The organism is Luminiphilus sp. nBUS_07, from assembly GCF_051201685.1.
Classification (GTDB): domain Bacteria; phylum Pseudomonadota; class Gammaproteobacteria; order Pseudomonadales; family Halieaceae; genus Luminiphilus.
On record NZ_CP179213.1, the window covers coordinates 2,303,570 to 2,329,053 of the forward strand.

22 protein-coding genes and 1 tRNA gene are annotated in these 25,484 nt (G+C 50.1%); 13 read left to right on the forward strand and 10 right to left on the reverse strand.

All coding sequences use genetic code 11. From position 1 onward, the window contains the following. Nucleotides 1-350: 350 nt before the first annotated feature. On the forward strand, nt 351-1,448 hold the full coding sequence (locus ACMAZB_RS10250; protein WP_435216949.1) for a diguanylate cyclase: 1,098 nt from the start codon (nt 351-353) through the stop codon (nt 1,446-1,448). 319 nt (nt 1,449-1,767) lie between these two features. On the opposite strand, the gene ACMAZB_RS10255 is transcribed toward ACMAZB_RS10250, so the two are convergent. Beyond that, nucleotides 1,768-2,139 carry a PaaI family thioesterase gene (locus ACMAZB_RS10255; protein WP_435216951.1) on the reverse strand — a complete coding sequence of 124 codons (372 nt, stop codon included), beginning with the start codon at nt 2,137-2,139 and terminating at the stop codon, nt 1,768-1,770. A gap of 134 nt (nt 2,140-2,273) precedes the next feature. Between ACMAZB_RS10255 and ACMAZB_RS10260 the strand changes: the two genes are divergently transcribed. Genes ACMAZB_RS10260 through ACMAZB_RS10270 form a run of 3 tightly spaced genes read left to right on the forward strand, consistent with a single transcriptional unit; the run spans nt 2,274 to nt 5,349 of the window. After that, nucleotides 2,274-2,741, forward strand: coding sequence for a MarR family winged helix-turn-helix transcriptional regulator (locus ACMAZB_RS10260; protein ID WP_435216952.1), 468 nt, complete (start codon nt 2,274-2,276; stop codon nt 2,739-2,741). Beyond that, the gene (locus ACMAZB_RS10265; RefSeq protein ID WP_435216954.1) at nt 2,738-3,769 is read left to right on the forward strand and encodes an HlyD family secretion protein; all 1,032 of its coding nucleotides are present in this window, start codon (nt 2,738-2,740) and stop codon (nt 3,767-3,769) included. The genes ACMAZB_RS10260 and ACMAZB_RS10265 overlap by 4 nt, the downstream gene beginning before the upstream one ends. A 17-nt stretch (nt 3,770-3,786) precedes the next feature. Next, a complete protein-coding gene (locus tag ACMAZB_RS10270) occupies nt 3,787-5,349 on the forward strand; it encodes a DHA2 family efflux MFS transporter permease subunit (protein WP_435216956.1) in 1,563 nt (520 codons plus the stop codon). Between the two features lie 273 nt (nt 5,350-5,622). On the opposite strand, the gene ACMAZB_RS10275 is transcribed toward ACMAZB_RS10270, so the two are convergent. Beyond that, nucleotides 5,623-6,573 carry a hypothetical protein gene (locus tag ACMAZB_RS10275; protein ID WP_435216958.1) on the reverse strand — a complete coding sequence of 317 codons (951 nt, stop codon included), beginning with the start codon at nt 6,571-6,573 and terminating at the stop codon, nt 5,623-5,625. Nucleotides 6,574-6,844: 271 nt separating this feature from the next. Here ACMAZB_RS10275 and ACMAZB_RS10280 point away from each other — a divergent pair, with 271 nt between their 5' ends. After that, nucleotides 6,845-8,611 carry an acetate/propionate family kinase gene (locus tag ACMAZB_RS10280; protein WP_435216959.1) on the forward strand — a complete coding sequence of 589 codons (1,767 nt, stop codon included), beginning with the start codon at nt 6,845-6,847 and terminating at the stop codon, nt 8,609-8,611. Nucleotides 8,612-8,998: 387 nt separating this feature from the next. On the opposite strand, the gene ACMAZB_RS10285 is transcribed toward ACMAZB_RS10280, so the two are convergent. The 3 genes from ACMAZB_RS10285 to ACMAZB_RS10295 all read right to left on the reverse strand — a co-directional run bounded on the left by ACMAZB_RS10285 (nt 8,999) and on the right by ACMAZB_RS10295 (nt 11,065). Further along, complete coding sequence (locus ACMAZB_RS10285) at nt 8,999-9,256, reverse strand: hypothetical protein (protein ID WP_435216961.1); 258 nt, start codon at nt 9,254-9,256, stop codon at nt 8,999-9,001. After that, complete coding sequence (locus tag ACMAZB_RS10290; protein WP_435216963.1) at nt 9,229-9,630, reverse strand: TetR/AcrR family transcriptional regulator; 402 nt, start codon at nt 9,628-9,630, stop codon at nt 9,229-9,231. Before ACMAZB_RS10290 ends, ACMAZB_RS10285 begins: the two co-directional genes overlap by 28 nt. A 583-nt stretch (nt 9,631-10,213) precedes the next feature. Next, complete coding sequence (locus ACMAZB_RS10295; RefSeq protein ID WP_435216965.1) at nt 10,214-11,065, reverse strand: phytanoyl-CoA dioxygenase family protein; 852 nt, start codon at nt 11,063-11,065, stop codon at nt 10,214-10,216. Nucleotides 11,066-11,165: 100 nt separating this feature from the next. On the opposite strand from ACMAZB_RS10295, the gene ACMAZB_RS10300 reads away from it, so the two are divergent. Continuing rightward, the gene (locus ACMAZB_RS10300) at nt 11,166-11,795 is read left to right on the forward strand and encodes a TetR/AcrR family transcriptional regulator (RefSeq protein WP_435216967.1); all 630 of its coding nucleotides are present in this window, start codon (nt 11,166-11,168) and stop codon (nt 11,793-11,795) included. Between the two features lie 262 nt (nt 11,796-12,057). On the opposite strand, the gene ACMAZB_RS10305 is transcribed toward ACMAZB_RS10300, so the two are convergent. Continuing rightward, the gene (locus ACMAZB_RS10305; RefSeq protein WP_435216969.1) at nt 12,058-12,840 is read right to left on the reverse strand and encodes a hypothetical protein; all 783 of its coding nucleotides are present in this window, start codon (nt 12,838-12,840) and stop codon (nt 12,058-12,060) included. 265 nt (nt 12,841-13,105) lie between these two features. On the opposite strand from ACMAZB_RS10305, the gene ACMAZB_RS10310 reads away from it, so the two are divergent. The 5 genes from ACMAZB_RS10310 (at nt 13,106) to ACMAZB_RS10330 (ending at nt 20,199) form a co-directional block, all read left to right on the forward strand. Beyond that, nucleotides 13,106-13,405, forward strand: a complete 300-nt coding sequence (locus tag ACMAZB_RS10310) for a VF530 family DNA-binding protein (RefSeq protein ID WP_435216970.1) — start codon at nt 13,106-13,108, stop codon at nt 13,403-13,405. Beyond that, a complete protein-coding gene (locus ACMAZB_RS10315; protein WP_435216972.1) occupies nt 13,405-16,233 on the forward strand; it encodes a hypothetical protein in 2,829 nt (942 codons plus the stop codon). Before ACMAZB_RS10310 ends, ACMAZB_RS10315 begins: the two co-directional genes overlap by 1 nt. A gap of 212 nt (nt 16,234-16,445) precedes the next feature. After that, nucleotides 16,446-16,982 (forward strand): hypothetical protein, encoded by a 537-nt coding sequence (locus ACMAZB_RS10320; RefSeq protein ID WP_435216974.1) that lies wholly within the window; start codon nt 16,446-16,448, stop codon nt 16,980-16,982. Continuing rightward, nucleotides 16,979-17,890 (forward strand): hypothetical protein, encoded by a 912-nt coding sequence (locus tag ACMAZB_RS10325; RefSeq protein WP_435216976.1) that lies wholly within the window; start codon nt 16,979-16,981, stop codon nt 17,888-17,890. The genes ACMAZB_RS10320 and ACMAZB_RS10325 overlap by 4 nt, the downstream gene beginning before the upstream one ends. Nucleotides 17,891-18,096: 206 nt before the next feature. Then, nucleotides 18,097-20,199, forward strand: a complete 2,103-nt coding sequence (locus ACMAZB_RS10330) for a prolyl oligopeptidase family serine peptidase (protein ID WP_435216977.1) — start codon at nt 18,097-18,099, stop codon at nt 20,197-20,199. Between the two features lie 86 nt (nt 20,200-20,285). Here ACMAZB_RS10330 and ACMAZB_RS10335 read toward each other — a convergent pair whose 3' ends face one another. Both ACMAZB_RS10335 and ACMAZB_RS10340 read right to left on the reverse strand, forming a co-directional pair. Next, nucleotides 20,286-21,548, reverse strand: a complete 1,263-nt coding sequence (locus tag ACMAZB_RS10335) for a dipeptidase (protein WP_435216979.1) — start codon at nt 21,546-21,548, stop codon at nt 20,286-20,288. 19 nt (nt 21,549-21,567) lie between these two features. After that, nucleotides 21,568-22,413, reverse strand: coding sequence for an enoyl-CoA hydratase-related protein (locus ACMAZB_RS10340; RefSeq protein WP_435216981.1), 846 nt, complete (start codon nt 22,411-22,413; stop codon nt 21,568-21,570). Between the two features lie 254 nt (nt 22,414-22,667). On the opposite strand from ACMAZB_RS10340, the gene ACMAZB_RS10345 reads away from it, so the two are divergent. Next, on the forward strand, nt 22,668-23,174 hold the full coding sequence (locus tag ACMAZB_RS10345) for a GNAT family N-acetyltransferase (protein ID WP_435216983.1): 507 nt from the start codon (nt 22,668-22,670) through the stop codon (nt 23,172-23,174). Between the two features lie 101 nt (nt 23,175-23,275). On the opposite strand, the gene ACMAZB_RS10350 is transcribed toward ACMAZB_RS10345, so the two are convergent. After that, a tRNA-Ala gene (locus tag ACMAZB_RS10350) sits at nt 23,276-23,351 on the reverse strand. 177 nt (nt 23,352-23,528) lie between these two features. On the opposite strand from ACMAZB_RS10350, the gene ACMAZB_RS10355 reads away from it, so the two are divergent. Then, entirely contained in the window at nt 23,529-23,954 is a 426-nt protein-coding gene (locus tag ACMAZB_RS10355; RefSeq protein WP_040812733.1) for a hypothetical protein, read from the forward strand. Here the strand turns inward: ACMAZB_RS10355 and gltX are convergent. Further along, complete coding sequence (gltX, locus tag ACMAZB_RS10360; RefSeq protein ID WP_435216984.1) at nt 23,941-25,431, reverse strand: glutamate--tRNA ligase; 1,491 nt, start codon at nt 25,429-25,431, stop codon at nt 23,941-23,943. The genes ACMAZB_RS10355 and gltX overlap by 14 nt on opposite strands. Between the last annotated feature and the right edge of the window lie 53 nt (nt 25,432-25,484).

Genomic DNA, 25,484 nt, shown 5'->3' on the forward strand with positions numbered 1-25,484 from the left:
GCAACCAAACAATCTCTGCAGATCTGATGAATCGGCTATGGGCGCTGGGCCTCATGAAGCCAATGCGCCTTTTCTCCAAATGTTTTTTTATTTTCTACTTGCTTCAGGCCGCAACCCTACTTGTTAAAGTTTTTCCCTAATAAAAACTCGTCAAATGATGACGGTTTCTTCAACCCTTACTTGTTTTCAGCTCAGTGTTTTTTGCCGTAATACAAAAAGAGTCGAGGCACCTTTTTTGTATTGATATTCGATCAAACAATTTGGTGTCACCGGAATTTTGAACTAGACTCAATCCAGCTTTAAACCCCTCAGCGTGAAAGTGACGCCGCCAATATGAACCTCTGACCATTGTGGACGCATTCGTAGACTCCAAAACTAAAGTTCTGTTGCGAGCTAATCTCGTCAATGAATTTGCGATAAAAATGGTGTCAGTCATCAACGCCAAAGAGTTGGCATGGTTTGTCGCGCGAGAAATCGTTGGCAGTCTCGGGTACGAAGATTGCGTCATTTATTACTTAAATGAAGAGGCAAACTGTCTGGTTCAAACGGCTGCTATCGGAGTTAAAAACCCTTCCGATCAGGAAATTTTAAACCCCCTCACGATTGAAATTGGCGTCGGGGTTACGGGGCACGTCGCTTTAACAAAGAAATCGATGCTAGTTTCCGATCTGAGCGTTCATGACAACTACGTGACAGACGTTGAGCCCGCACTCTCTGAGCTTTGCGTACCGATTATTTTTGGTGATCGACTCTATGGCGTTCTTGACAGCGAATGTAAAACCGCCGGTGCCTATGGCGAGGAAGACAGAAAAGTTTTCGAGACGGTTGCTAGAATGATTGCGGCCAAATTGGCATTAATCGAACAAACCGAGCTCGTAAAACAGTACACGGCAGAGTTAGAAGCGAAAGTTGAGGAACGGACGCGAGAGCTCAAGGTTGCGAACGATAAACTCGAGTACTTGGCATCAATCGACCCGCTGACAGAGCTAGTGAATCGCAGGCGCCTTGACGAGGTACTAGCTCAAGAATTTGAGAGAACTAGCCGATACCAAGGCGAGCTTTCACTCATCTTGCTAGACATCGATCATTTTAAGACGGTAAACGATACTCGGGGTCACCAGGCTGGAGACGAAGTCATTGCCGGTGTTGGTAGGATTGCGAAAGTAATGTCCAGAATATCCGATACTCCCGGACGATGGGGCGGCGAGGAGTTTTTGATCGTTGTGCCCCAAACGAACAGAGACAGTGCAGTAGCTTTTGCCGAAAAGTTGCGCCAAGCCATTGAGAACGAGAAATTTTTCGGTGATTTGCGAGTTTCAGCCAGTTTCGGCGTGGCCAGCTTCCGACCCGGTGAAACCATTCCGGCTGTGCTTCAAAGAGCAGATGAAGCACTTTACCGAGCCAAGAGATTAGGGCGCAATCGAGTAGAAACCGCGACTACCGCCTAGCAGGGCCAAGTATTTTGAAGGTAATTAGCCCTGTTCTGCAGCGAGAGACCGTCATCACCCTCAGGCATGCTGCTGTGAGCTTTCTTTGCGCGTACCGCTCTACTAAAGACCCAAACTGCAAATCCTGCAGAACGACCTAGTTACTGCCTGGGTACAATCCCCCTCCTCTACTGCAGCAGCTTTAATCCATCCCAAATCCAAATTATTTTGCTATCCGATACTCCCCATGCATGTCGGATCGGTTAAGCATTTAGAACATGGCGCTAGCAAAATCCAGCGGCAACAGTCGCAACGACCTTTTGGCAGGGCGTCGGCATCATCAACCGGGTGTGAAAATGGCGAAGTTACCATTAGCTCGTGCCACTAACCGACCGCTCGCAAAAACATCTGACTCAACGTTGGCTAATCGCTTTCCTCGATTGACAACCCGACTTGCACAACTCACCGTGCCCTCGTAGACCGCTTTGAAATAGTTGATTTTAATTTCTACCGTTGCACAGATCTCATCCTTACCCAGACTGTAGGCAATTGCTGCGCCCATACCTGTGTCTGCTAACGCATACAATACAGCGCCGTGTGCCACACCGTTAGGATTAAGTAATTCCGGCCGGACCGTCAGTGACACCTCGCTGGTGTCGCTATCGCACTCAACAACCTGAAGACCTATCAAATCTGCAAATGGGTGGTCCATGTAAGCTCCTCATTGTTTTAGCACTTGGGTGTCAAATCTTTTAGAAAATTCCAGATCAGGGGTGGCGAGTTTCCAGGGCAACCTGTATAACAAATATACTTTATATTTTATATATTTTATTGCAGCAGGTTCCAATGACCGAAACTGACCCTACCAACCTGTTTGGGTTCCTGATTCAGGACCTCGCCCGCTTGCTCAGCCGCACCTTTGAACATATCCCGGGCAACCTAAAAGTAACGCGTGCGCAAGCGCGGGTGCTGGCCTATGTGACGTTTTACAAGGGCTCTACCCAAACAGAAATTGCCGCACTAATGGACGTCCAGAAAATCGTAGTAACCAAACTTGTTGATGATCTGGAGCAGATGGAACTGATCGAACGCCACCCGGACCCCAACGATCGCCGCGTACGTCGCTTGCACGTAGCCAACCACGCTGGCCCAGTGCTTGACCAGATATGGCAGCGCTTGTCAGAAGTGTCCAACATTGCGCTGGCACCGCTGCCCGAAGAACGCGCAAAAACCCTGCTGCAAGACCTAGCCGCAATTCGTGAACACCTAGTGCTCCACACCGCGAGCCTGGCAACAAAGCGAGACACAGCATGAAACGCATCGTTCTTCTTTTTGCCGCCCCGGCCATCATTATTTGCACCGCCCTCTATATTTACCTAACGGGGGGACGCTACATCGTCACAGAAAATGCCTACATCCGCAGTGGCATTGCCATGATCAGCGCAGGTGCTTCAGGCCAAGTTATGCGCGTGTTAGTGCAGGAAAACCAACGGGTCGAGCAAGGACAACTGCTTTTTGAACTCGACTTTGAGCCCTTTGATATCGCCGTGACTAAAGCAGCCGCCGCGTTGGACGACACCCGCAATCAGGTGATTCTGCAGCAGGCCAATTACCACCGCCAAACGGTGCGCCTAGCAGCTGCCCGGGAAGATCATGACTACGCCCTTCAAGAGTTGAACCGAGTCATCGAGTTAGCAGAAGGGCAAACAGTGTCGCAGGAAAAATTGGCAGCCAGACGTCACACCTTAAACGTCGCCAATCACACCATCGGCGCTGCAGAGGCAGAGGTGGCCACAGCACTGGCACAGTTAGAGGGGAATCCCGATCAAGCCGTTGATGACTACCCAAAAGTTAGGCAAGCCAAGGGAGAGTTATCCCGGGCAAGGTATGAGCGCAGGCACGCGAGCGTACACGCAGGCATATCTGGCACGTTAGCAAAAGTAGACTTGCACCCCGGAGAGTTCGTCGACAAGGGGCAGCCCCTGTTCTCGCTGGTGAGTGACAATGAAATCTGGATCGAGGCGAACCTAAAGGAAACTCAACTGACCAAGCTCGAGGTAGGACAACCGGCATCTTTTGTCATAGATGCCTACCCAGATGTGACAATGACCACCGAAGTCATGAGCATTGCCCCGGCCTCTGGCGCGGAGTTCGCCATACTGCCACCGCAAAACGCCACCGGAAATTGGGTGAAAATAACGCAGCGCGTACCCGTTCGCCTACGAGTGAAGCCCACCGCGAAACTTCCAAAGCTGCGAGCGGGGATGAGTGTCGAAATCCGAATTGATACAGGCAGTTCACGCAGCCTACAGTCTTTGATGGATAAGCTTTACGCCTTCTAAGGCTGCTTGAAAAATATATGTCCGATAATAGCGCCGCAAATACAAGAGGAGATGAAGCAGACGACTCGGTGCCTGCTGACTCGCTACTGCGCTACCCCAAACTGAGAACGCTAACGCTTGTTTTTGTACTGATGGGCATCATGCTGCACACCATTGACAGCACGATCGCCAACGTTGCCCTTCCGCACATACAAGGCTCACTTTCCGCGACCATCGATCAAATATCTTGGGTTATCACGGGGTACATCATTGCCGCCGCCGTTGCTACGCCAGCTGTAGCATGGCTGTCTGCAAGAATCGGGGTTAGAACAGTCATGCTTGTTTCTGTCATAGGATTCACGCTCTCCTCTGTACTTTGCGGCTTGGCAATTACGCTACAGGATTTGGTGCTCTACCGCGTCCTGCAGGGACTCTCCGGCGCGGCGCTCATTCCAGTTGGGCAAGCAATTGTGCTCAGTTCTTTTAAACCCGAGGAGACGGGCAAAGCCATGGCCTTATTCGGCCTAGGCGTCATGTTCGGACCCATCATAGGGCCCACACTGGGCGGTTACATCACGGAATGGATGGATTGGCGCTGGGTGTTTTTCGTCAACCTGCCCTTTGGCCTACTCGCCGCAGTGGGAATTACCTTTCTTATCAAAAAATCCCCGCCCCGGGGCGACCTACGTTTTGACTGGTTAGGGTTTCTCACTCTGGTTGTGGCCATGGCCAGTTTTCAAATGATGATGGATCGAGGCCACGGAAAAGACTGGTTCGACTCCTGGGAAATCATCTGCTGGGCTCTCCTCGCACTAAGCGCTATCTACGTCTACGTGGTCCGTACGGCAACCGCAACCCAACCCTTATTTAGCCGACAACTGTTTCGGGATAGAAATTTTGTCGTGGGAAACATTCTGTTTTTCTTCATAGGCGGCAACATGGTGGCTAGCATGATCATGCTTCCCGTCATCATGCAATCGCTGATGGGCTATCCCGTAGAGGCTGCCGGCATGCTGTTGGCTCCCCGCGGTTTTGGGTTGATGCTGGCAATGGCATTGGCACCGCGACTAGCAGACAAGATCGACCCTCGAATTCTTATTAGCGCTGGGATTGCTATTGCCGCCTATGCCATGTGGGCACACGCAAAAATGGGGATCTACTTCACTACATGGAGTTTTATTAGCGCAGGTTTTATCCACGGGATAGGGTTGGGCCTTGTATTTGTGGTGCTAGGCGCCCTATCTTTTGCGCACATGGATTCAGAGATACGTCTACAAGCCTCAACATTTTTCAATATGGTGCGTAATGTCGGCCAATCATTTTGTGCTGCGGTTACCATGAGTATTCTGGCTCATAACATTCAGGTAAACACGTCAGAACTGGGCGAGTCGATCTACGCCACAGGGGACATGTTTCGTCTCGCACTGGCCGATGGAGTGAATTTGGGCAACCAAGAGATAGGCCTGAGCATTTTGCAAAGCGGTATCATGCGGCAAGCGTCGCTTATCTCTTACATCAACAATTTTTATATACTTGCGCTTACCACCGCGCTGCTCGTGCCATTAGTCTGGTTGGCAAAAAACCATGAAAGCCCTAGCTGAGCTGTCGCAATTTGGAATATTGAAAAAACCAACCCCATTATCTGTATACGAATGGCGCGACCATAAAATTCAGTATCCACAAGAAAGTGACATCAGCCCTAGAGCTGCAGAGTCTCGCAGTCAGTGTTACCGCTGCATCCTATTTTTTTGAGATTTTGGGCTGGAAAAATGTCAACGCTGGCGGCACAGAACCACCGAGCATTACAGAAAAAACCAACTATGTCCTCGCAAAAAAACATTGTCTGAGGGCTCCGGCTAGGTCTGGTGAATGATCTACCCAGCTAGGCTGATCGGATCAGCCTCGAGAGCTTCAGTAATTTGGTAAACGATTCGCTGGCTCACTGAGTGGCCTGCTCTGAGTATTGATTCGTCATGACTCAACGTATGGTTTGGGCCGTTTGGGAAGCCCTGAGCTTCGAGGCAAATAGCACTGTAAGGCCTCAAGGGCGTGGACAACTGTGATGCGGTGTAAACCTGCAAACAAGGCTGTGTGGTTGAAACATTAAGACTAAGGCCGTTGATTGAGTTCGACAGTGTGGCCACGTGATGGGGTACAAGCCCTGCCCGCACCGCCGAATTGAGTTTATAACTATGATCGAGCTCCAGCGGACCTTGAGCGCCAGCAAGCGACCGCTGGCGCGTAAAATCTAGATCGGTATCCGCAACAGGCAGCAAACCGCCAGTAGCACACTGGAGGCTATCGGTCTCTAAAACCGAGTTGGCGTTAATTTGCAGTGCTAAGTCACCGACGGACTGTGCGCCCAACGTAAAGTAAGCGTGGTTAGTCAAGCTGATAGGAGTATCGCGGTTTGAAGCTGCGGCCAAATCAATAATCAGGCAATCGTTTTCGAGGGTATAACGCACAAAAAAATCGCGATCACCAGGTAAACCCCCATCACCATGCTTGAGATGAGTGGCATAACTCACGGTAGTCGCATGATCCGTCTGCCTAAGCTGCCAGTTCACTAGATGCAGCCCCGTATCGCTACCGTGCAGCAATACAGACGCGTCCCCAAAGGACTCATTTTCATTGCGTAATCGGCCCGCATACGGACCCACAGTGCCACCGATACAAAACTGGTCAATGACATCAGTGGTCAGCTCAGACGTATCGAGCAACAACTTAATATTGCGGCCCCTGAATACCATCTGGGCCAAGCCAGCACCTCGATCGCTCAGCGTCACGCCAAGAGTTGATGATTCAAGGTTGTTAAAATGGGACATAAAAGAACGCTCAGTCAAAGGTTAAGGGCGCGACCCGAACCACTTCAATTAGCCGAAGGAGTCGCTAACTTTGCACAAAGCTGCGATGGGGGTTCAGGACAGCCGCTATGCCCATTAAAACCTGCAACGGTTATACCCGCATGACGGATAAAAAATAAACTCATAATTACCAATTAACACATCATGGATTCCCATTTCGTGCTAAAACGGCCTTCACCGCGACACACTAAAACACAGTAATACGACTCAGTCTTGGAGCCGAGCACAAAGCATGAATATCTTAGTCATGAACTGTGGTTCATCTAGCGTCAAATACCAGCTAATCAACTCTCTACAGGATGTGGCCGTCACCGAGGGCGTCATTGAATTAAATGCCACTTTTGATTCTGCGCTTGCAATTAAGCAACTCCTTGAAGCAACCCAGGACGAAACCATCGATGTGGTTGGCCATCGGGTTGTTCATGGCGGCGACAGTTTTCGAGATGCCGTCTTGATCGACGCAGAAGTACTCGCAAAAATTCAGGAATGGGTGCCACTGGCACCAATGCATAACCCAGCAGCGTTAAGCGGTATTAAAGCAGCGCAAGCAGCATTTCCTGACGCGCCGCAGGTCGCAGTCTTTGACACGGCGTTTCACGCCACCCTTCCCCGCCGTGCAAGCCACTATGGTATAGACGCCAAGCTTGCAAAAAAGCATCGTATCCGTCGCTACGGGTTTCACGGTACATCCCATCAGTTTGTCGCCTCAGAAGCGGCGCGTTATTTAAAGCGCCCAGTAAACGAACTGCGCCTGATCACTTTACATCTGGGTAACGGCGCCAGCGCTTGCGCCGTTGAAATGGGCAGTTCAACGGAAACGAGTATGGGTATGACTCCCGTCGAAGGCTTGATGATGGGGTCACGTTCAGGAGACATTGACGCCGGTGTCGTTTTGAAGCTATTGCGTGATGAAGTTAAAGACGTCGACGCATTGGACGAATTACTAAACCGCCAAAGTGGCTTCAAAGGATTGTCGGGACTCAGTAGCGACGTCAGGGAAATTGAGGAGGCGGCGGCTTCGGGACACGATGGAGCTCGCCTGAGCATTGCTGTATTTGCCCACCGCGCCAAAAAATATATCGGCGCTTATGCTGCAGCAATGGGTGGCGTAGATGCCGTCGTGTTAACAGGCGGAATCGGGGAGAACAGTGCCAGCTTACGTCAGCGCATTTTACAAAGACTAGAGTTTTTAGGAATACAAATAGACGAAGATAGAAACCATCAAGCAAAGGTTGATCACCGCAACAGCGTTGCGCTCATCTCCGCTGAAAACTCCAGAGTGCCAACCCTTGTCATTAAAACAAATGAAGAGTTGATGATCGCGCAGCAAGCGGCGCGACTGATTCAGCGGCAAGCAAACCTGAAAACCGATTTGAGTATTCCTATCGCCGTTAGCGCGCGGCATTTACATTTAGACAGGGAGACTTTCGCTCTCTTATTTGGAGATGATGCAGAGCCCACACATCACGCAGACCTATCTCAGCCGGGCCAATTTTCCTGCATGGAAAAAGTAACGCTGATCGGGCCAAGAAATACCATTGAAGGTGTGCGTTTGCTGGGTCCTTTACGCAGTAAAAACCAGATAGAAATCTCAAGATCGGATGAGTATTTTTTAGGAGTGGATGCTCCGGTAAGAGACTCTGGCAGGGTAAATGGGTCTGCACCGATTACGCTTAAGGGCCCCAACGGCAGTGTGCGACTCCAAGAAGGCCTTATTTGCGCTCGACGCCATATTCACATGCATCCCGATGATGCGAAACGCTTTGGTGTGAAAAATAAAGATGAAGTAGAGATTGGCATCACCGGTGGCCCTCGAGACCTCATTTTTTGCGATGTACTGGTTCGAGTCAGCCCCGGTTATCGCCTCGAAATGCACATCGATACCGATGAGGCTAATGCTGCCGAACTTGACCGACAGGCCAGCGGTGAACTTGTTTACACGGATATTACAGGCCCATCGGGTTCTATTAAGGCCCATAAAACATCGAATCAGAATTAGCAGCCCACAACCGATAGGCACAACCCTGCGAACGGAACATCAACGGGTCGAAAGTCACAGCTACTGACAATCGCAGCATTACCAAATTAAAAGCCGCGCACCTTCTCTATGCTGTAGGCGGCTCGCCCACTCTACCAGTCTTTTATTTTAGGTTTATTTAAGTCATTTGCCGGGCAGTCCTGACTGTCGACTCACGGTAAATTCGTTGTGCGACACACTGCACTGTAAATACAACACTCTTGAGTTTACATCTAGATATACAGTGCGCACTCTGAAGCTTAATCTCATCTTGTGAGTGCAGACGGAATCGTTGCTCTAGGTTACGGTCGAAGTGCACTCAAGCAATACTTCCAAAGCATCTCCGCTTCTAGTGTAGGCGCAACTCAATTATTGCTTCTGAGGCGCAAGCGCAATATTGAGAGCGGTTTGAAACACCAAATCGATAGTACGCTTAGTTGATGTGCGCTTTTTCGAGGTATCACCCACAAGCACCATTAGGCCCTCAACCAGACTGGCGATCAGCAGTGCCCTGTCACGAACCTCTCCCTTGGCAAGATTGCTGTGCAGTGCCGCAATTGGCTTGCTCAGCTCCTCTAGGTCATAAGCGTAGAGCGCTTCTAGGTAGCGACCTGAGAAATTGTCCATAGACCCCAGCAATGCCCATAGCTGAATAAAAAATTGCCGCGTTTTGTCTGCGTGGTGTCCTCTAGCTGAAACCTCAGGACCGCTTTAATTTGCTCTATGGGCGCACTGGCCGAATGGGCACTAATGGCATTAGTGCCCGCATCACGATATCGACGATCAATATCTTTCATCATCGCTTCAATCAATGCTTCTCGACGCGGGTAGTAATACTGCAGGTTCGCCAAACTCACTCCAGCCTTGCCAGCGACATTACGCAAAGTGAAGCGCACCAAGGGTTCCGTCGCCAACATTTCGCGTGCAGCCTGGAGTATTTTAGCTGCAGTTTGTTTCCCCCCTTTGCGAGTTGCCGTGCCTTGCTTTAAGCCCACTGTCATTTAACTCATCATTAACGTCTAAACACTGCCGTGAGTGTAGCAGCAAGCGCTTTACTCGTCAGAGTATTCCCTGGCACAAGCTTTAAACGGCAACTCAAGAAATCATTTTAAAGGACCTCTCGGTCGAGATAAGCTTCTGCCAAACCACAGCAAATATCGACCAACATCGGCGTAAGCTCTTTGGCGGTGTCAGTACCAGACCGGGTATGCACCCAGCCTAATAAATCTCAAGATCACGGCGATGCAATAAAACGAGAAAAAGAATTCATGGGGGCGGATACGCCCTCAAGCAGGACGTTACGCTGGATGTTATCCCATTGCTACTCGACTCTAACCAAGACTGTATTGGCTAAAGAAACGTCAGATTTCGGACTAATGTTTTGCGACCTCAGGCAAAACCCATTTCTTCGCCCCACGCGAGGTATGACATTAGCGGTTCATGCTCATCTTCACCCGCAGCTTCGGCGGCAGGAGAGCACCCAGTGCCTTACCCCTTGCGGAAACTTTAGAAATACATCCGATATATGCGGAGGGCTTGGGAGAATTTGAAATTTACTATTCATTACAGTGCTCCATGATTATTTTATGCCGATTCATCAAACAGAACTTCGGGACTGCCATACTCATAATACCCAAGTGGGCCGGCCATCAAGCCATCTTCGTAATGTGAGTAAAGGTCGTAACCGAGTAGCTGCCTGGCTCGCGTGGGCCATGTTTTTGCCTGCTCAAGCGTGGTGTGCAGGAAGTGGTTTTCCTGGGTACGCAGCCACCCCAGCACAAACGAGGTGACGATAGCTCTGCGCGCTGTGCCAGAGATATTCGTACCCCCTCCATGCAAGGTTTTGCCACCAACAAACACAATGCTGCCGGCGCTCATTACCGCTCGGGCGATCTCACTGGGCCTCGCTGTTCGCTCAGGATCCTCCCAGAGATGACTACCGGGAACAACCTGGGTTGCGCCATTGGCCTCAGTAAAATCAGTTCCCGCGACCATGGAGTTACACTGGAGCATGCGCCCCGGCATCCAAAAATGACCTGGCCAAATCATGTCGTCAACGTGCAGCTCCTGAGCCGTTTCACCGCCATGGATTTCAATGATCTCACTAGAATTCAGTAAGTATTGTCCGCAGCTAGGCGCCAACAACGCATCCATTACACCCAAAAGCCGCTCATCTAACATGAGCTCAACGTAGTTGTCGGCTTTGCTCACAAGGCCATTAAGGCGCACCGTATTGTACCCAAGAAACTCCATGGCCTCAGGCTCGCCGTAATCATAGGGCTTGTAGCTATCGATCGATGTTTGTATCGCGCGATTAAATTGAGACAGCCATTCTGCAGACACAAAATTATCGACTATGACGGCACCATGCTCCTCTATGACAGCCACAATATCTGAAGCAGAAGAACTTGCGGGTAGGTGGGTTACATGGGTCATTATTATGCCCTTATTAATCTGTCATTTGACAGATTAATCGAGATCGACACACGTTTGCAAATCCTTAACACTACTCTGCATCTCCCTTATGCGTTTAACCATGGCCCTAAAAGAAAAAACAAAAGCTCCTTACCGAGCCACCAAACGCTTGAAAGCGGTAGAAAGGCGCGGTCTCATTTTGGAGGCAGCTGCGAGCATCTTATTGGAGAAGGGCTTTTCCGCGCTTACCGTGCGTAATACATCGGAAGTCGCAGGCATTCGAATGGCGACGCTGCAGTATTACTTTCCAAGCCGCCAACACCTGTTTGAAGCTGCCTTTGGAAGCATTGTCGACAAGACATGGGCTGAAATGATGAACACAGTGGATCAACATGACACTCTGGATGCGACAGACCATCTCCAGCAGTTTGTCGAAGCCATGTGCAACTCAACCTTTAACAGCCCTTTGGTTGGCTTCTTTATTGAGCTGTGGGCTGCCGCTCGAGTGCACGCTTATGCAGCTAAAATTATGGTTAACTATTACGAGGATGCCCTAGAGGTTTTCACAAAGCTGATCAGAGCGGCGCACCCAAAGCATAGCGCTCAGAAAAGCAGGCGATTGGCGACGCTGGCACTGTCAATAATTGAAGGGCAAACCGTGGTCAATCAGATGAACGCACTCACCTCCCAGCCCATGGGGATTCCTACTACAGTCGTAGTGGACACCATCATAGGTTTCATCGCAGAGTAAAATAAACGGCTACGTGCCGGTCGGCGCTTGCACGTATTATTCCCACTGAGGCATAAATCGACCGGTAAAGATTATCTACACCTAGCAGACATTAGCCGATACAGCGCAATCTCGAGTAAAGGCGCCTTTAACAAGAACACCTACACTGAAAGCATGCGCCCATCACTTTAATTTCGCCATAAAAAAACCCACCGAAGGTGGGCTTTGATCGATGCTGTTCCGACTGCACAGATTTACTCCTGACAGTCGAACTTAAAACAACTTAACGACTAATATTCCAACCTGCCTGCTCTAACGCAAAGCGATCTTCACTGAGGCTGGCCACACGACTTACCTGACCGGCATCATTGAAAACAAAACGAGTCACTGTGTGAGCCTCAACAGGCAAGCCGCTTGTCTCGTCGGTATCCCAATTTTGAGTCCAGACGTAGACCACATTGTCATTGCCCACGGCCTCATGAAGCTCCCACTTATCGGGCGCCCAATTTTCGCCATCGCCAGTGGACATCCACTCTAGGCTCTGCGCCTTCGAGATAGGCGTAGAGATGACACCACGGGTGACCGCTATTTCCATAGTCTCCTCACCACGAAGAATGACAGCTTCAACAACCTCTCCAGGCTTGCCACGAAAATCCAGCTTATCCATGTTGGCTTTATTCACTTCGACACCGCGGACAGAGACAAATTCATCGCCTGCCTGCAATACGGCTGCCGCTGGGCTCTCTGGAGTAACCGTACCCACAATCATCCGTCCTTCACCATCAGAGGGGTCCCAAGTGAAGCCAAAACCCACGTAGCGCCCTCGAACTAGTTTGCCGTCATCGGCCATAAGTGATTCAACAGCAGCCAATCCTTCGGCTTGCCCTGTACTCATTGCCGTTACCCACTGTTTCGCGGTTTCAATATTCGGATTCGCCATAGGTGCAACTGCCTCTGCGACCGGAGCTTCATTGCCGCCACAGGCAGCCAGCGAAAGAAGTGTAATGGCGCTCACTGCTTTTGCAGTGCGGTACATTGCTGTGCTTATTGTTATATTTTTTTTCATAAATTTCCCCAGAGAAAAATGAATGTGCCAAGATGCGGTTAAAATAAACACCAAACCTGAGTAAACCTACGTGATCAATAGTAGGGATTCAACTACCCATTTTCTTGCGTGATTGAATGATAGAATGCGATGCGCTTGGAGCCCCGGGCTTAGGAGTGACCGCCCATGAAATCAACTGTCTGTTGGCCGGTGCGACCAGCACCCTGACAACCACTGAAAATAGGCGTAACAAAAAAATAAACAGACAGAGCGAGACATTTAAATTTTGAATAACGGACAGCCTAAAAACCCACTCCATGGCGTAACCCTCGAGGCGATTCTAAATAGCCTCGTAGAGAAGCACGGTTGGGAGGATTTGGCTCAGCGCGTTAGGATAAATTGTTTTAAAAATGATCCCTCGGTAACATCTTCGCTAAAATTTTTGCGCAAAACTCAGTGGGCCAGGAAACAGGTTGAAGCGCTATATATTTCCGGGCTAACCAAAAATTCGCCGTGGAGTGAAGCCATGGCAAATTTCCAAGCGTCCAATCGTGGGGATGACCCCGAACGAGACCCGCAGCCGTAATGCGCCATTCAGCTCTCCCCTTGCTGTTACTGTTATCTGGGTTTTGTGGCATTTCATATGAAATTCTCTACTCCAAGCTTCTGGGCAATCTGCTGGGACAACAATTTTCGATAAATGCCACCATTCTCATAACCTTCCTCAGCGGCTTAGGCCTAGGCGCTCTCTTCGCACATCGTTTCACGGCTTACCTTTGGCTTATCGAGGCAGGCATCGGTCTGTATGCGTTGACACTATCGTTGCTCTACGCCCCAATCGACCAATTGCTTTATAGCCAACTCATCTCGCCGGCTACGAGTATTACCAAAAGCGTAGGCGTCGCTTCGGTCATCCTAGCAATACCCTCGGTGCTTATTGGCTGCAGCATTCCAATATTTGCAGCTCATCTGGCGCAACATAATGCCAAACATGGGTTTTCACGCACTTATGCGATTTACAACATAGGGGCTGTCGCCACGGCCTTGATGTTGGAGTTTTTCATGCTGCGAAACGTAGGACTCAACGCTACGATTCAGCTTTTATCCTTGTTAAATTTTTCCATCGCAATTTGCTTATACATTATTAAGCTAGGACACATAAAGGCGCTTCCAAGAACACTATCTGCGCTCAGATTTCCCCGCAGAGTCCTAATTTCGATATTTATTTTAAGCTCAGGTTCAGCGATATTTCAGCTACTCAACATTAAAATTTTCGAATTTATCTTTGGACCTTTTAACGAGACCTTTGCCCTAGTACTGGCGACGAGCCTATTAGGTATCGCTTTGGGTGCTTTGGCTACGTCCCACTCAAAATTGAATTACCAAGGCGCCATTGTCATAGCGCTCATAGGTTTAGTCCTATTTCTTTTGCTGTTCAAAAGTATCGGCACTCTGTATGCCGATTTCTACCCTCTCGTTGTCGAGAATCATTCTTTGCTGGTCGGTCTTAAGTTTTTTATCGTTTGCGCATTGATGCTGCTACCCGCCATTGGATTTGGCGCCTCTATTCCAACACTGCTGCGACGAGAGACTAATCTTTCCTACGATGCCGGGTTGCTGCTATTCATATCATCAGCGGGTAACGTCTTGGGGTTTACGTTAATGGCCTTTGGCCTACACCAGCACCTAGATTATGGCGCCTTGCTGGTTTTTATATGCGTCATTACCGGGGCTGCACTACTAATTCACCAGACGTCGAGCTCCAATTTAGTCCCAATTTGCGTCGGCTTACTATTTACCAGCTATAGTCTTCAGCAACTTATTTGGAATGAAAACTTACTCTACATAAGCCACAAAAATTTTCGCTCTGCAGATCGACTCGAATCCGCCCTTGAAAGCCAGAAAAAAATAGAAACCTTTAAGGGATCTCAGGATGTATTTGCAATAGTCACGCTTCATCAAGAGCCCTATTTTTTTATTAATGGCTATATCAGTATCCCGCTGGAATCTGCCAATGAGAAATTGGTTGGCGCTATTTCAGCAATGCTGTCACCACGCACAGATAACGCACTCGTGCTTGGAATTGGCAGCGGCGCAACAGCGGGTACAGTCAGTTTGATTTTTGACAACACTGAGGCCGTAGAAATTAATGAAGTCATCATCAAAAATCTTGATCGGCTACAAAAATATAATTTCCAAATGGCTAGCCGTAAGACTCTAGACATCATTCATGACGATGCCATTCGATACCTCAAAAAAACAGATGGACCATACTCACTCATACTCAACACAGTGACGTCACCTCAATATTTCAGCTCGTCAAAACTGTACACCAGAGATTTTTTTGACGTTGTCCAGAAAAAGCTAAGTCCGGGCGGTGTTTACGTAACTTGGGCTGATAGTAAAGTAGGCGCTGAGGGTATGAATGTTATTCTAAAGACACTTGACTCAGTATTTGAGCAGTGTGGCCTTGCCTATATCAGATCAAGTTACTTCCTAATCGCTTGCTCTCAACAATCATTGGCACCTCGAAGCTATGAACAGGTCGCTAAAACCCAAGTGATCAAGGAGTATTTCGGGTCAGAGATTGGCTTCCCCATAGCCTTCCTGCCCTACCTCCTATTATCAACTGACATACTTGATCGCGTTGCGACGATAGACGCTCCGCTCAATACTATCGACCTTCCCGTGCTGGAACATTTGATGGCTCGGCATTCCTCACGAAGTCTTGCAAACTTCAAGTCCATGGTCTTCGAGTCTCAAAACTTTCCCCTACTGGAACATCACATGGAAGAGTTTTTTGACTGGCAGTCTGCTGAATTCAACTATGTCGCCAGCCAGCGGCTGTCCTCAAATAGTCTTAGAGACAGTATCGAACTAAAGACCTCAGAATATTTTCCCTTCACAAACCAGCAATATGTAAATGCAGCAAAAAAATACGCTGGCTTAGTGACCCACAGTTGGACCTATCAAGAAGCGCTTATAGAAATACTAGCCATTGGCGAGTGCGATGAGGCAAACACCTTTTTTCAATCAGAAAAGAATCGGTTCTCTAACACAGCTGAGCAGGATATCGGAAAATGCTACCTCGCCAATGAACAATATGAGATTGCTCATCGATTATTTCTGCAGCAATGGCAGCGGAATCGTTTTCCTGAGAGCCCTCTCTACCTCGCGCGCACGTTGATCGAACAACAAAAATTTAAAGACGCGCTGTACTGGCTTGATGTTTCACGAGGAGTAATACCCGAAAAAGCCCAAGCTAATTACCTTAGAGGCATTGCATACATTGGTTTGGGAAAGCCTGACGAGGCAATGATCGCGTTGCAGCAAGCTGCGATCAACTCCGACGACTTGTACTCTGCTCAAGCTGTCGAGCAAATTGATCGCCTCCGCAGACTGCCATTGGAGTGAAACAGTGCTGGGCTGGCTCAGGGCCGCCAAATAAATTCTTGCGGGCTGGTGAGCTCTGTCAAGCTTGACAGAGCTCAACCGCGGACCCCGGATAGCTTGAATTTTGAAACAAGGCCTCCAAAAGTTAAGCCAGCCAACTTTTTGGGGGCTCAGGCCATTGAAAGTGTTACCGTGGCAGTCTTGACGTAATTTGAAGAGCCTTGGGAGTGCTCATGCCACATACACCGGGATTTACTGCGAAATTACGCAATAAAAGCCAGCGCTTACTTTCTAACAGTACTGAAAGATCACAATTTTGCGTATTGTTTGTTGTCCTGGCCATGCAGATTTTAGTTCCACTCAACACTCAAGAACTCTATCCATTTTCAGCCGCCACCATGTTTGCCTATCCCCTTAAACAGGTCGCGCTTTATGAGGTTAGAGATCCCGCTGGATTCCCTCTGAGTCAAACAACCTTTGGGCTGCAAATCAGTAACCCCCATGATCCGCCAGTGACCACGCTTGGCAGGCTTGGGTACGGGCGACAATCCCCCGGTAGTATTCAGCAGCCGAATAATCAAATCCCCTATGGCGCAGTGGCCACCAAGCTCGAGGTGACTCGCCAAATTGAGTCCCAATTATTAAAGATGCGCCACCTACCCTACGTCGTAGTGACTCAATCGGTGCTAGGCCCTGTAGACGGGTATAAGGTGGGCATTGCTAGACGCAACACATGGAAAATCGCGAACACTAGGTTTACTCAACCATGATACCGCGCCGCCGGTCTGTCGATAGCCTCAAGACCTTATTCGACACTGCCACTCCAATGTTTGGCCAGGTCACGTTATGGATTTTAATAGGTGTATGCATCTATATCACTACGCATGCACATCTGGGCTATCAAGGCTATGAAAAAGGCACAACCGTATCGTTAGCCGGCTATTTTTTACCCGCGAGTTTTTTTGACTGGCCCTACGCGCTCAAATTGTTGAAACCCCTTTTCTGGGTCTCAGGCATCGGTTGGGCGTTGCTGCCTTTTCTGGGATTTTTAAATGCTCGTACTCTACGCCCCTTGGCGACGGTCCTGCCTTGGTTGAGTGTCCTAAGTTACACATTAATAGTGAGTGTGTTCTGGGAGAACCTTCCCTGGTTCCGTCACAAATACGTTGTCCCCAACTGGGTAATGATCTATTACGCACTGTGGTACGCCTTCTATCGCCGTGACCTCGCCGAGGGTATAGCCCAAAAAGATTTCTGGAAGAACCCTGATCTTTATCCCCGATGGGCTTATCTAGGGAGCGTTTTTAGCATTGCACTGTTATATAGTTTTGGAGGAACAAGCAAAATTCGAGCAGCAGGCATAGAGTGGGGCGACGGGCTCTCGCTGCAGCTTTGGGTCGCAATGATGGGTGACTCGACCTTTTTTCTCACCGACTTCATTTTATCTGATCGCAGTAATGCGCAATTGCTGCAACGTGGTGTTGTTATTTTACAATCATGTGCCGTGCTTGCAGTTCTTCCACCTCTCAGATCTACCATTGGATTAGGACTTATTGCCTTTCAGCTTAGCGTTGAACTCATGTTTGGCATTCCTTTCCGTAGCAATGTGATTTTAATCGCGGCCTTTTTTCTACCTTGGTATGGGGTAATGCGACGACTATCGAAACCGTTTAGCTAACGCGCAAAAAAATACTTTTGCTTGTCGACGTGGTGCTCAAGCCCAAGTTTTTCGTTTCACTGGTACTATCAGAGCGCTACATCAAGCGCTCTAAAAATGGTTCTGTTTATGAAAGGCCTCGATTTTTCCTCGATAGGGTACGGTGCATTAGCCTAGGCAGGGACTTGACGCTAAAGTACCCGTGTCATGAATCAAAGAACAACGTTATGCACAGTTCCCAATCAAACCGTCGCCACCGCCATCAGGTCAGAATTTATCTATCTGCCAGCGCATTTATTTTTATTCTTTTTTCATTATCGACAGCTGCCCAAGAAACTTCTGCAGTTTTTAAAGCCCTAGATGTCTTCGATCTCGAATGGGCTTCAGATCCCCAAATCTCTCCCGATGGTCGGCAAGTGGCTTATCGCAGGATGGGCTTTGACATTATGAAAGATAAACGACGGGGAAATTTATGGTTGGTGGGCACCGACAGCAAGACACACCGCAAACTGACTGCCTTTGAAGGCAATGAATCGAGCCCCCAATGGTCACCTGACGGCCAACGCATTGCCTATGTCAGAAAAGCGGGCAAAGAAGGTGCAGAACTGTATGTCCACTGGCTGGCTAGTGGTCGTAGCGCACGTATCACCCGTGTTGAGGGATCACCTAGCCACCTGCGTTGGTCACCCAGCGGTACCCACATTGCCTTTGCCATGACGGCGAAAAGTGCCCCGCCCGTATTAGTGAAACGTCCCTCGGCGCCAGAGGGCGCGAAGTGGGCAGATAAACCCAGAGTCACCGACCGGCTTTATCATGAGCGCGATGGTAGTGGCTACGTGGATCCCGGATTCAGCCATGTGTATGTTGTGCCTGCAGAAGGTGGCACCCCCCGGCAAGTCAGCGAAGGTGATTTTCATCATCGCAAGCCCGAGTGGCGCAGCGATGGTAGGGCACTGACTGTAACCGGCAACCGCAGTGAAAATTGGCAATATGACTTCCGTAACAGCGAGGTCTACACGATTGATTTAGCGTCAGGCGATATTGAGCCCATGACGACAGCCTCAGGGCCCGATGACAGCCCCCTCCCCTCACCCGATGGACAATGGGTCGCGTGGCTGGGCTTTACCGACAAACGTCAGGCCTACCAAGTCACCCGCTTAAAAATCGCCGAACCCGACGGCAGCAATGCAAGGGCGCTACTCGTTAATCTCGATCGCAGCGTTGACGCTATTCAATGGGCGGCAGACGCCGCCGGCATCTACTATCAGTACGATGACCGGGGTCGCACTAAAATTGGCTACGTCACTATCGATGATCGCAGTGAGATTGTCGCTGACAATTTAGGGGGAACCAGCATAGGCCGGCCCTATGGCGGAGGTTCCTTTAGCGTGTCCGCCAAAGGGGATATTGCGTATACCTACACTCGGCCAGAATTTCCTGCCGATGTGGCTATAGCGACCCCAAGTGGTCCTCGGCAAATCACCCATCTCAATGCGGACCTACTTGACCATAGGGCCTTGGGCGAAACCCGAGAGCTTTGGTGGCAAAGTCAGGTTGATGGTCGTGACATTCAGGGCTGGATAACCCTCCCTTCACATTTTGATCCTACAAAAAAATACCCGCTGCTGGTCGAAAACCACGGCGGCCCGATCAGTAATTATGGAGAACGATTTTCACCGGAAATGCAGCTCTATGCCGCGGCTGGCTACGTGGTGTTTTTCCCCAATGCTCGGGGCAGCACGGGCTACGGCGAAGAGTTTGGCAATTTGCTTTACCACAATTATCCCGGGGAGGATTACAACGATGTGATGGACGGTGTGGATGCTGTCATTGCTCAAGGTTTTGTCGATCCCGAGCAGCTCTATGTCACAGGAGGTAGCGCCGGCGGCATTATGACAGCTTGGATAATAGGTAAAAGCGACCGCTTTCGCGCCGCTGCCGTGATCAAACCGGTAATGAACTGGTACAGCAAAACTCTCAACGCCGATAACTGGTTTTATTATTTTGAGACTCGGATTCCGGGCACACCTTGGACTCACCCCAATGATTATTTACGGTTTTCGCCCATCAGCTTGGTGGGAAATGTCACTACCCCGACGTTGGTGATGGTGGGTCTTGATGATCTGCGTACACCGCCCTCCCAAGCAAAGCAGCTTTACCACGCCTTGAAGTACCGCAAGGTGCCCACGGTACTGGTCGAGTTGCCCGGTGCCTCACATTTTATTGCCAGAAAGCCCAGTCAACTGATCGATAAGATTGACAATATTCTCGCGTGGTTCGAGCGCTTTCAAGATAATGAGCCTATGTCTGAGGAAAGCTCGGCGCCGTAACACCAAGGCCTGCGCTGAGGGGGGAGGCAGTATTAAAAGGAGAGCCGATCATCAATTAACAGCCGCTTTCTGTTGCTGCCATACTGTTAATGTTTCGTCCGTCGTCCCTCAACCGCCTTCCAGACGCGCAAAAAGTTACCACCCCAGATTTTCTCAACTTCAGCTTCTGAATAGCCTCGCCGCAATAAACCCGCGGTAACATTGAATGACTCACTGGCATCAATGTAGCCGGGGATACCGCTTCCGTGATTGAAGTCTGTGCCAATGCCAACGTGATCAATTCCCACTAGCCCAACAATGTGATCGATGTGGTCCAGCATGGTGCTTAAAGAAATGGGACCCAACAAATCTCGTGCGCTACGAAGGAATGCTGTCTTTACCGCAGGGTCGTTTATTTCCCAATAGAGCTCAAAGGGATAAAGGTAGTCTTCATCAATCCCCGCTTCCCGGCGTAATGATCGAAGCGCTGTATCAATGCTGGGATCCTGAGAATCGAACAAGTAGCCCGCAAAAGGAGCGACATGAATAACGCCTCCGCCTGCCGCAAGCCGCCTAATTTCTACATCGCTCAAATTACGACTGACATCAGTCAATGCTCGGGCGTTGGAATGGCTCGCGACAACCGGTGCCACCGAACTTTCTATGACTTGAAGCGCGGCTTCGGTCGACAACTGCGAAATATCAATGACAGCACCCAAGGCGTTAAGGCGTTGTACCGCGGCCATACCTTTGTTCGAAAGACCACCGTGTTCGCCAGTAGGCTCACGGGCCCCTGTTGCCGCATTAAATAATGGCCGAGACGAGTCTGCAAAGTCGTTATGGCCCATGTGGGTCAGCGCAAACATTCGAACGCCCTGGTCAAAAAAATAGTCCACTGCGGCCGACTCGGTGCCAAGAATTAGGGCATTTTGTAAACTCAGGATAATGGCCTTATCACCGTCAGCAATCGTGGCCAACAATTGATCACTATCTGTCACTAACCGAATGCCATTACTGTCGTTGGCAATCAGCGTTTTTACTGCCAAAAGCTTTTCTTCTGCGATAGTTTTTGCCGCGGCGTAGCCATCAGCAGTCCGTGGCTTGGGCCCCACCGCAAGCGCCATAACGACGGCATCTAGTCCACCTTGATCCATCTTTTCGGGGCTTACTTTCGAGAGGCCATCGGCACCGACATACATTGAAGGCTTCCCCGGAATCTCAATATCTGCGTGGGCATCAAGAGTAAAAACTCGCGCATGGACAGCCCGAGCACGCTCGATGAATTCAGACTCGTCATCGGCTACTGCCGGCACAAAAAAGCCTGCGGCCAACAGCGTTAACAGCACTTTCATTGTTGTCTTCAAGTTCATAGCTTGCTCCACAGGCCCATTATTCACCCGCAGTCTTTTTTACCGGGAGTAAGGCATCGTACTGGGGCGTTTCGCCCTCAGCCTGCGCAACATAGGAACTGCGAATGGCCCCTACATCAAGCATTGATGCATTCCATGTGGCAATGTAATCGAGGCCGTCTGCCGTCGTGTGATCTCGGGCGTAATTAACCATTCGTTTGGCACCGGACACCGCCAACGGCGCGTGTCCAGCAATCTGTTTGGCAATGGCCATTACCGCTTCCAGCAATTGCTCTGCCGAGTCATACACCTCATTCACGAGGCCAATGTCCCGAGCTTTTTCGGCACCAACACGTTCAGCGGTGTAGGACATTTGACGCGCCCAACCCTCAGGAATGAGCTTCACCAAGCGAGGGTAGGTTCCGACGTCGGCGGTCATACCAATGGCCGTCTCGTGCACAGAGAAAAAAGCATCTCGCGTAGCATAGCGACAGTCACAAGCGGTGATGAGATCCATAGCCCCTCCGACCGCGGCGCCCTGAATGGCCACCAACACGGGCATACGTGCTTCTTCTAAGCACGTAAAAGCGTCCTGAAGCTCCATACAGTGATGGCGAAACGCCTCAGCACGAACGAAGCGACTGCCACTTGCGGGCCCATCCAGCCCACCCTCTGTAAACACAGAGATATCCATACCCGAAGAAAAGTGCCGACCTTCCGCTGAAAGCACAATGACCCGTGCAGAAGCATCTCTAGACAGCGCATTCACCGCTTCGGGCAGCTCGCTCCAGAACGACGGAATCATTGAGTTCGCCTTATCAGGGCGATTAAAGCGAATGTGCGCAATACCCTCGGCAACGGTTAAATCAAAACACTCGTAACTCATGAATTTTCTCTCCACTTTAAAGCGCGTCGCTGGGTTAGGACTGAGATTCTCGCACAGTCCCCCGCCTAACACCGCAAAGTGTTTAACACCCCTAACCGTGCCCACAGTAAAGCGCGCTGCATAATAGATGCCAAACAGGCTAAATTATCTCTGCTATTTTCCTCATTGCTGTTGGCTTCTCTATACTTACACAGCACAAACCGCCTAATGACCTTACACCGGTCGATCACGATGCGAACAATTAGGGAACCTGCATGGAAATCGTTCAAAGCCTTCCCGAAGACATTCCTACCATTTTGTCACTGTACGACGCAGCAACCGCCCTTCAAGCGGAGAAAGGGATGTCCCAGTGGCCAAAGATTGATAGACGACTGGTAGAAGAGGAAATTGCCGAAAAGCGGCAGTGGAAAATGGTTGAAGGCAAGCAAATAGTCTGCGTGTGGGTGGTTACCTTTGAAGACCCAAAGATTTGGGGCGAGCGCAGCCATCAACCGTCCGTATTCATTCACCGCATTGCCAACCACCCGCAGTTTAGAGGACGAGGGTTTGTTGGGATGATTGTCGACTGGGCGAAAGCTCGATACGCCAGCGGCCCCATACAGTTTCTGCGCCTCGATACCGTGGGCTTCAACGAGGCCCTTATTCGGGTCTACACATCCTACGGTTTCACACTGCTGGAACCCGTTGAACTCGAGGACACAACGGGGCTCCCTGCACACTATAAAGAGGACAAAGTGTACTTGTTTGAAATGGCGTTGTAATAAGAGCGTTAGTCCAAACCAAAAGCCAATTGCATGAAAGTGAGGTGCTATTAAGGAAACAGTGACTTCAAGCAGAAATTAAGGCGGTGGTGGAATTTAATTGGTGGAGCCAGACGGGATCGAACCGACGACCTCAACACTGCCAGTGTTGCGCTCTCCCAACTGAGCTATGGCCCCACAGAACCCTCTTAGAACTAGAGGGAGGCGCATGCTAGTAATATAGCTGTGCTGTGTCAACTTAACCGCGAAAACTCCTTTAATCCGGGCGCATCGGTTATGCTTAACCTTCGAGAGAAAGCCCGAATGCTAATGCGTTCGGCGCCCCTGTTTGCAACACGTCATGGAGCCAAACCTATGTATCCCAAAGTTCTACTCGCCCTCTGCGGCATTATTTTTCTCGCTTACGGCATCGTGTGCTGGGTAGACCCGGAAATACCGGCTCAACAAGCAGGCTTATTTATTGCCACTCATAACGGTTATGCAGAAATGGCGGCTATGTACGGTGGCTTGCAAGGCAGCTTTGGCGCCATATTGATCGCATCTGCCTTTATTAAAGGCTACGTGCGCCCCGGTCTGTGGCTCATCCTCATTTGCATTGGCACCCTTGCCGCCGCCCGAGGCAGCGTTGCTTTAAGCGACCTCGACTCGAGCTTTCAGGTGGCCAATAGTTCATTAGGCATTGATATGAGTTCGAGCTTCACCGCCTATACCTGGGGAGCATTGGCGTTTGAAGTCTTCGTAGCCGTCTGGGCTGGCATTTCGCTGCTCAAGACGCGCTGAGGCCCGCGAATTCCTTTTCCAATCGCTTAGCGGCTTTTTTGGAGACCCCACCCAAGACGTCAATGGCAGAACGCAGTCTTGCACGGGTCATATCGGGTCCCAAAATCGCCATAGAATCAGGCATTGAATAACCCGAATTGCCCCCGGCAATTGCCACAAATAATGGAGCAAATAGCACCTTGGGCTTGAGCTCCATGGCTGTCGACAGCGACTTAAGCGCTGCGAACAATGCATCTCTGCTCCAGTCTTGCTGAGCTTCCAGGGTCCATAAAACAAACTGCAGGCACCGCACATTGGCATCGGCATCGCTGTTGGCACCGTTAAAATCTTCAGCGGTAATGGGCAAGGTCCCTGAGACCAAATAGGCCGACAAAGGAATGAAGTCTGACAAGACATTCATACGCGATTGAGCGTGGGGCAGAATTTTTTCCAGCATTTCAGCATTTAGCGCCCAGTCTTGAAGGCGCTGACCCAACTGCGTCGTGGTTAAGTCCTCACGAATCCAGAGACCATTGAGCCAGTTTAATTTTTCGACATCGAAAATAGGCCCTCCCAAGGAGACCCGCTGAATGTCGAATGCTTGCTCCATTTCTGTGAGCGTAAATTTCTCCCGCTCATCGGGCATAGACCAGCCCATACGACCCAAATAGTTCAGCAATGCTTCGGGCAAAAAGCCCATGCGCTGGTAATACAAAATACTGGTCGGGTTTTTACGTTTACTAAGCTTTGATTTATCGGGATTTCGCAACAGCGGTAAATGACAAAGTACAGGCATATCCCAACCAAAGTACTCGTATAACAACTGGTGTTTGGGGGCTGAATTAATCCACTCCTCACCGCGAATTACATGACTGATTTCCATAAGGTGGTCATCGACAACATTGGCCAAGTGGTAAGTGGGCATGCCATCCGACTTCAGCAAAATCTGAGCATCAACCATGCTCCAGTCCAACTCAATCGTGCCTCGAAGCATATCTTTAATGGCACAGGCGCCGTCAACCTCAGGCACCATCATGCGAATCACAAAGGGCGCATTAGCCGCTTTGCGAAGGGCCTGCTCTTCAGCCGGTAGCACAAGGTCAGAGGGCTTCAGCGCCGTGCTATTGCCCGACTCTCGGCGAGCCTCGCGCAACGTATTGAGCTCCTCGGTTGTGCGGTAACACACAAACGCCTTACCCGCTTCCACCAGCTGCCAGGCATACTCGGCGTAGGTATCCCCCCGCTCGCTTTGCCGATACGGTCCATGCTGCCCCCCTACATCGGGGCCTTCATCCCAGTCGAGCCCCAGCCAACGTAGAGACTTCAATACCGCCTGTTCCGCTTCGGGAGTGCTGCGAGCACGATCGGTGTCTTCGATCCGCAAAATAAATTGGCCACCGTGGGCACGAGCAAAGCACCGGTTAAAGAGGGCCATGTAGGCAGTTCCCACATGGGGGTCACCGGTGGGGGACGGGGCAACGCGAGTGCGCACAGTCACGAGTCAATACTCCAGAAATGAACAACAAGTTGGCGCGCAGTTTACCAGAGCCA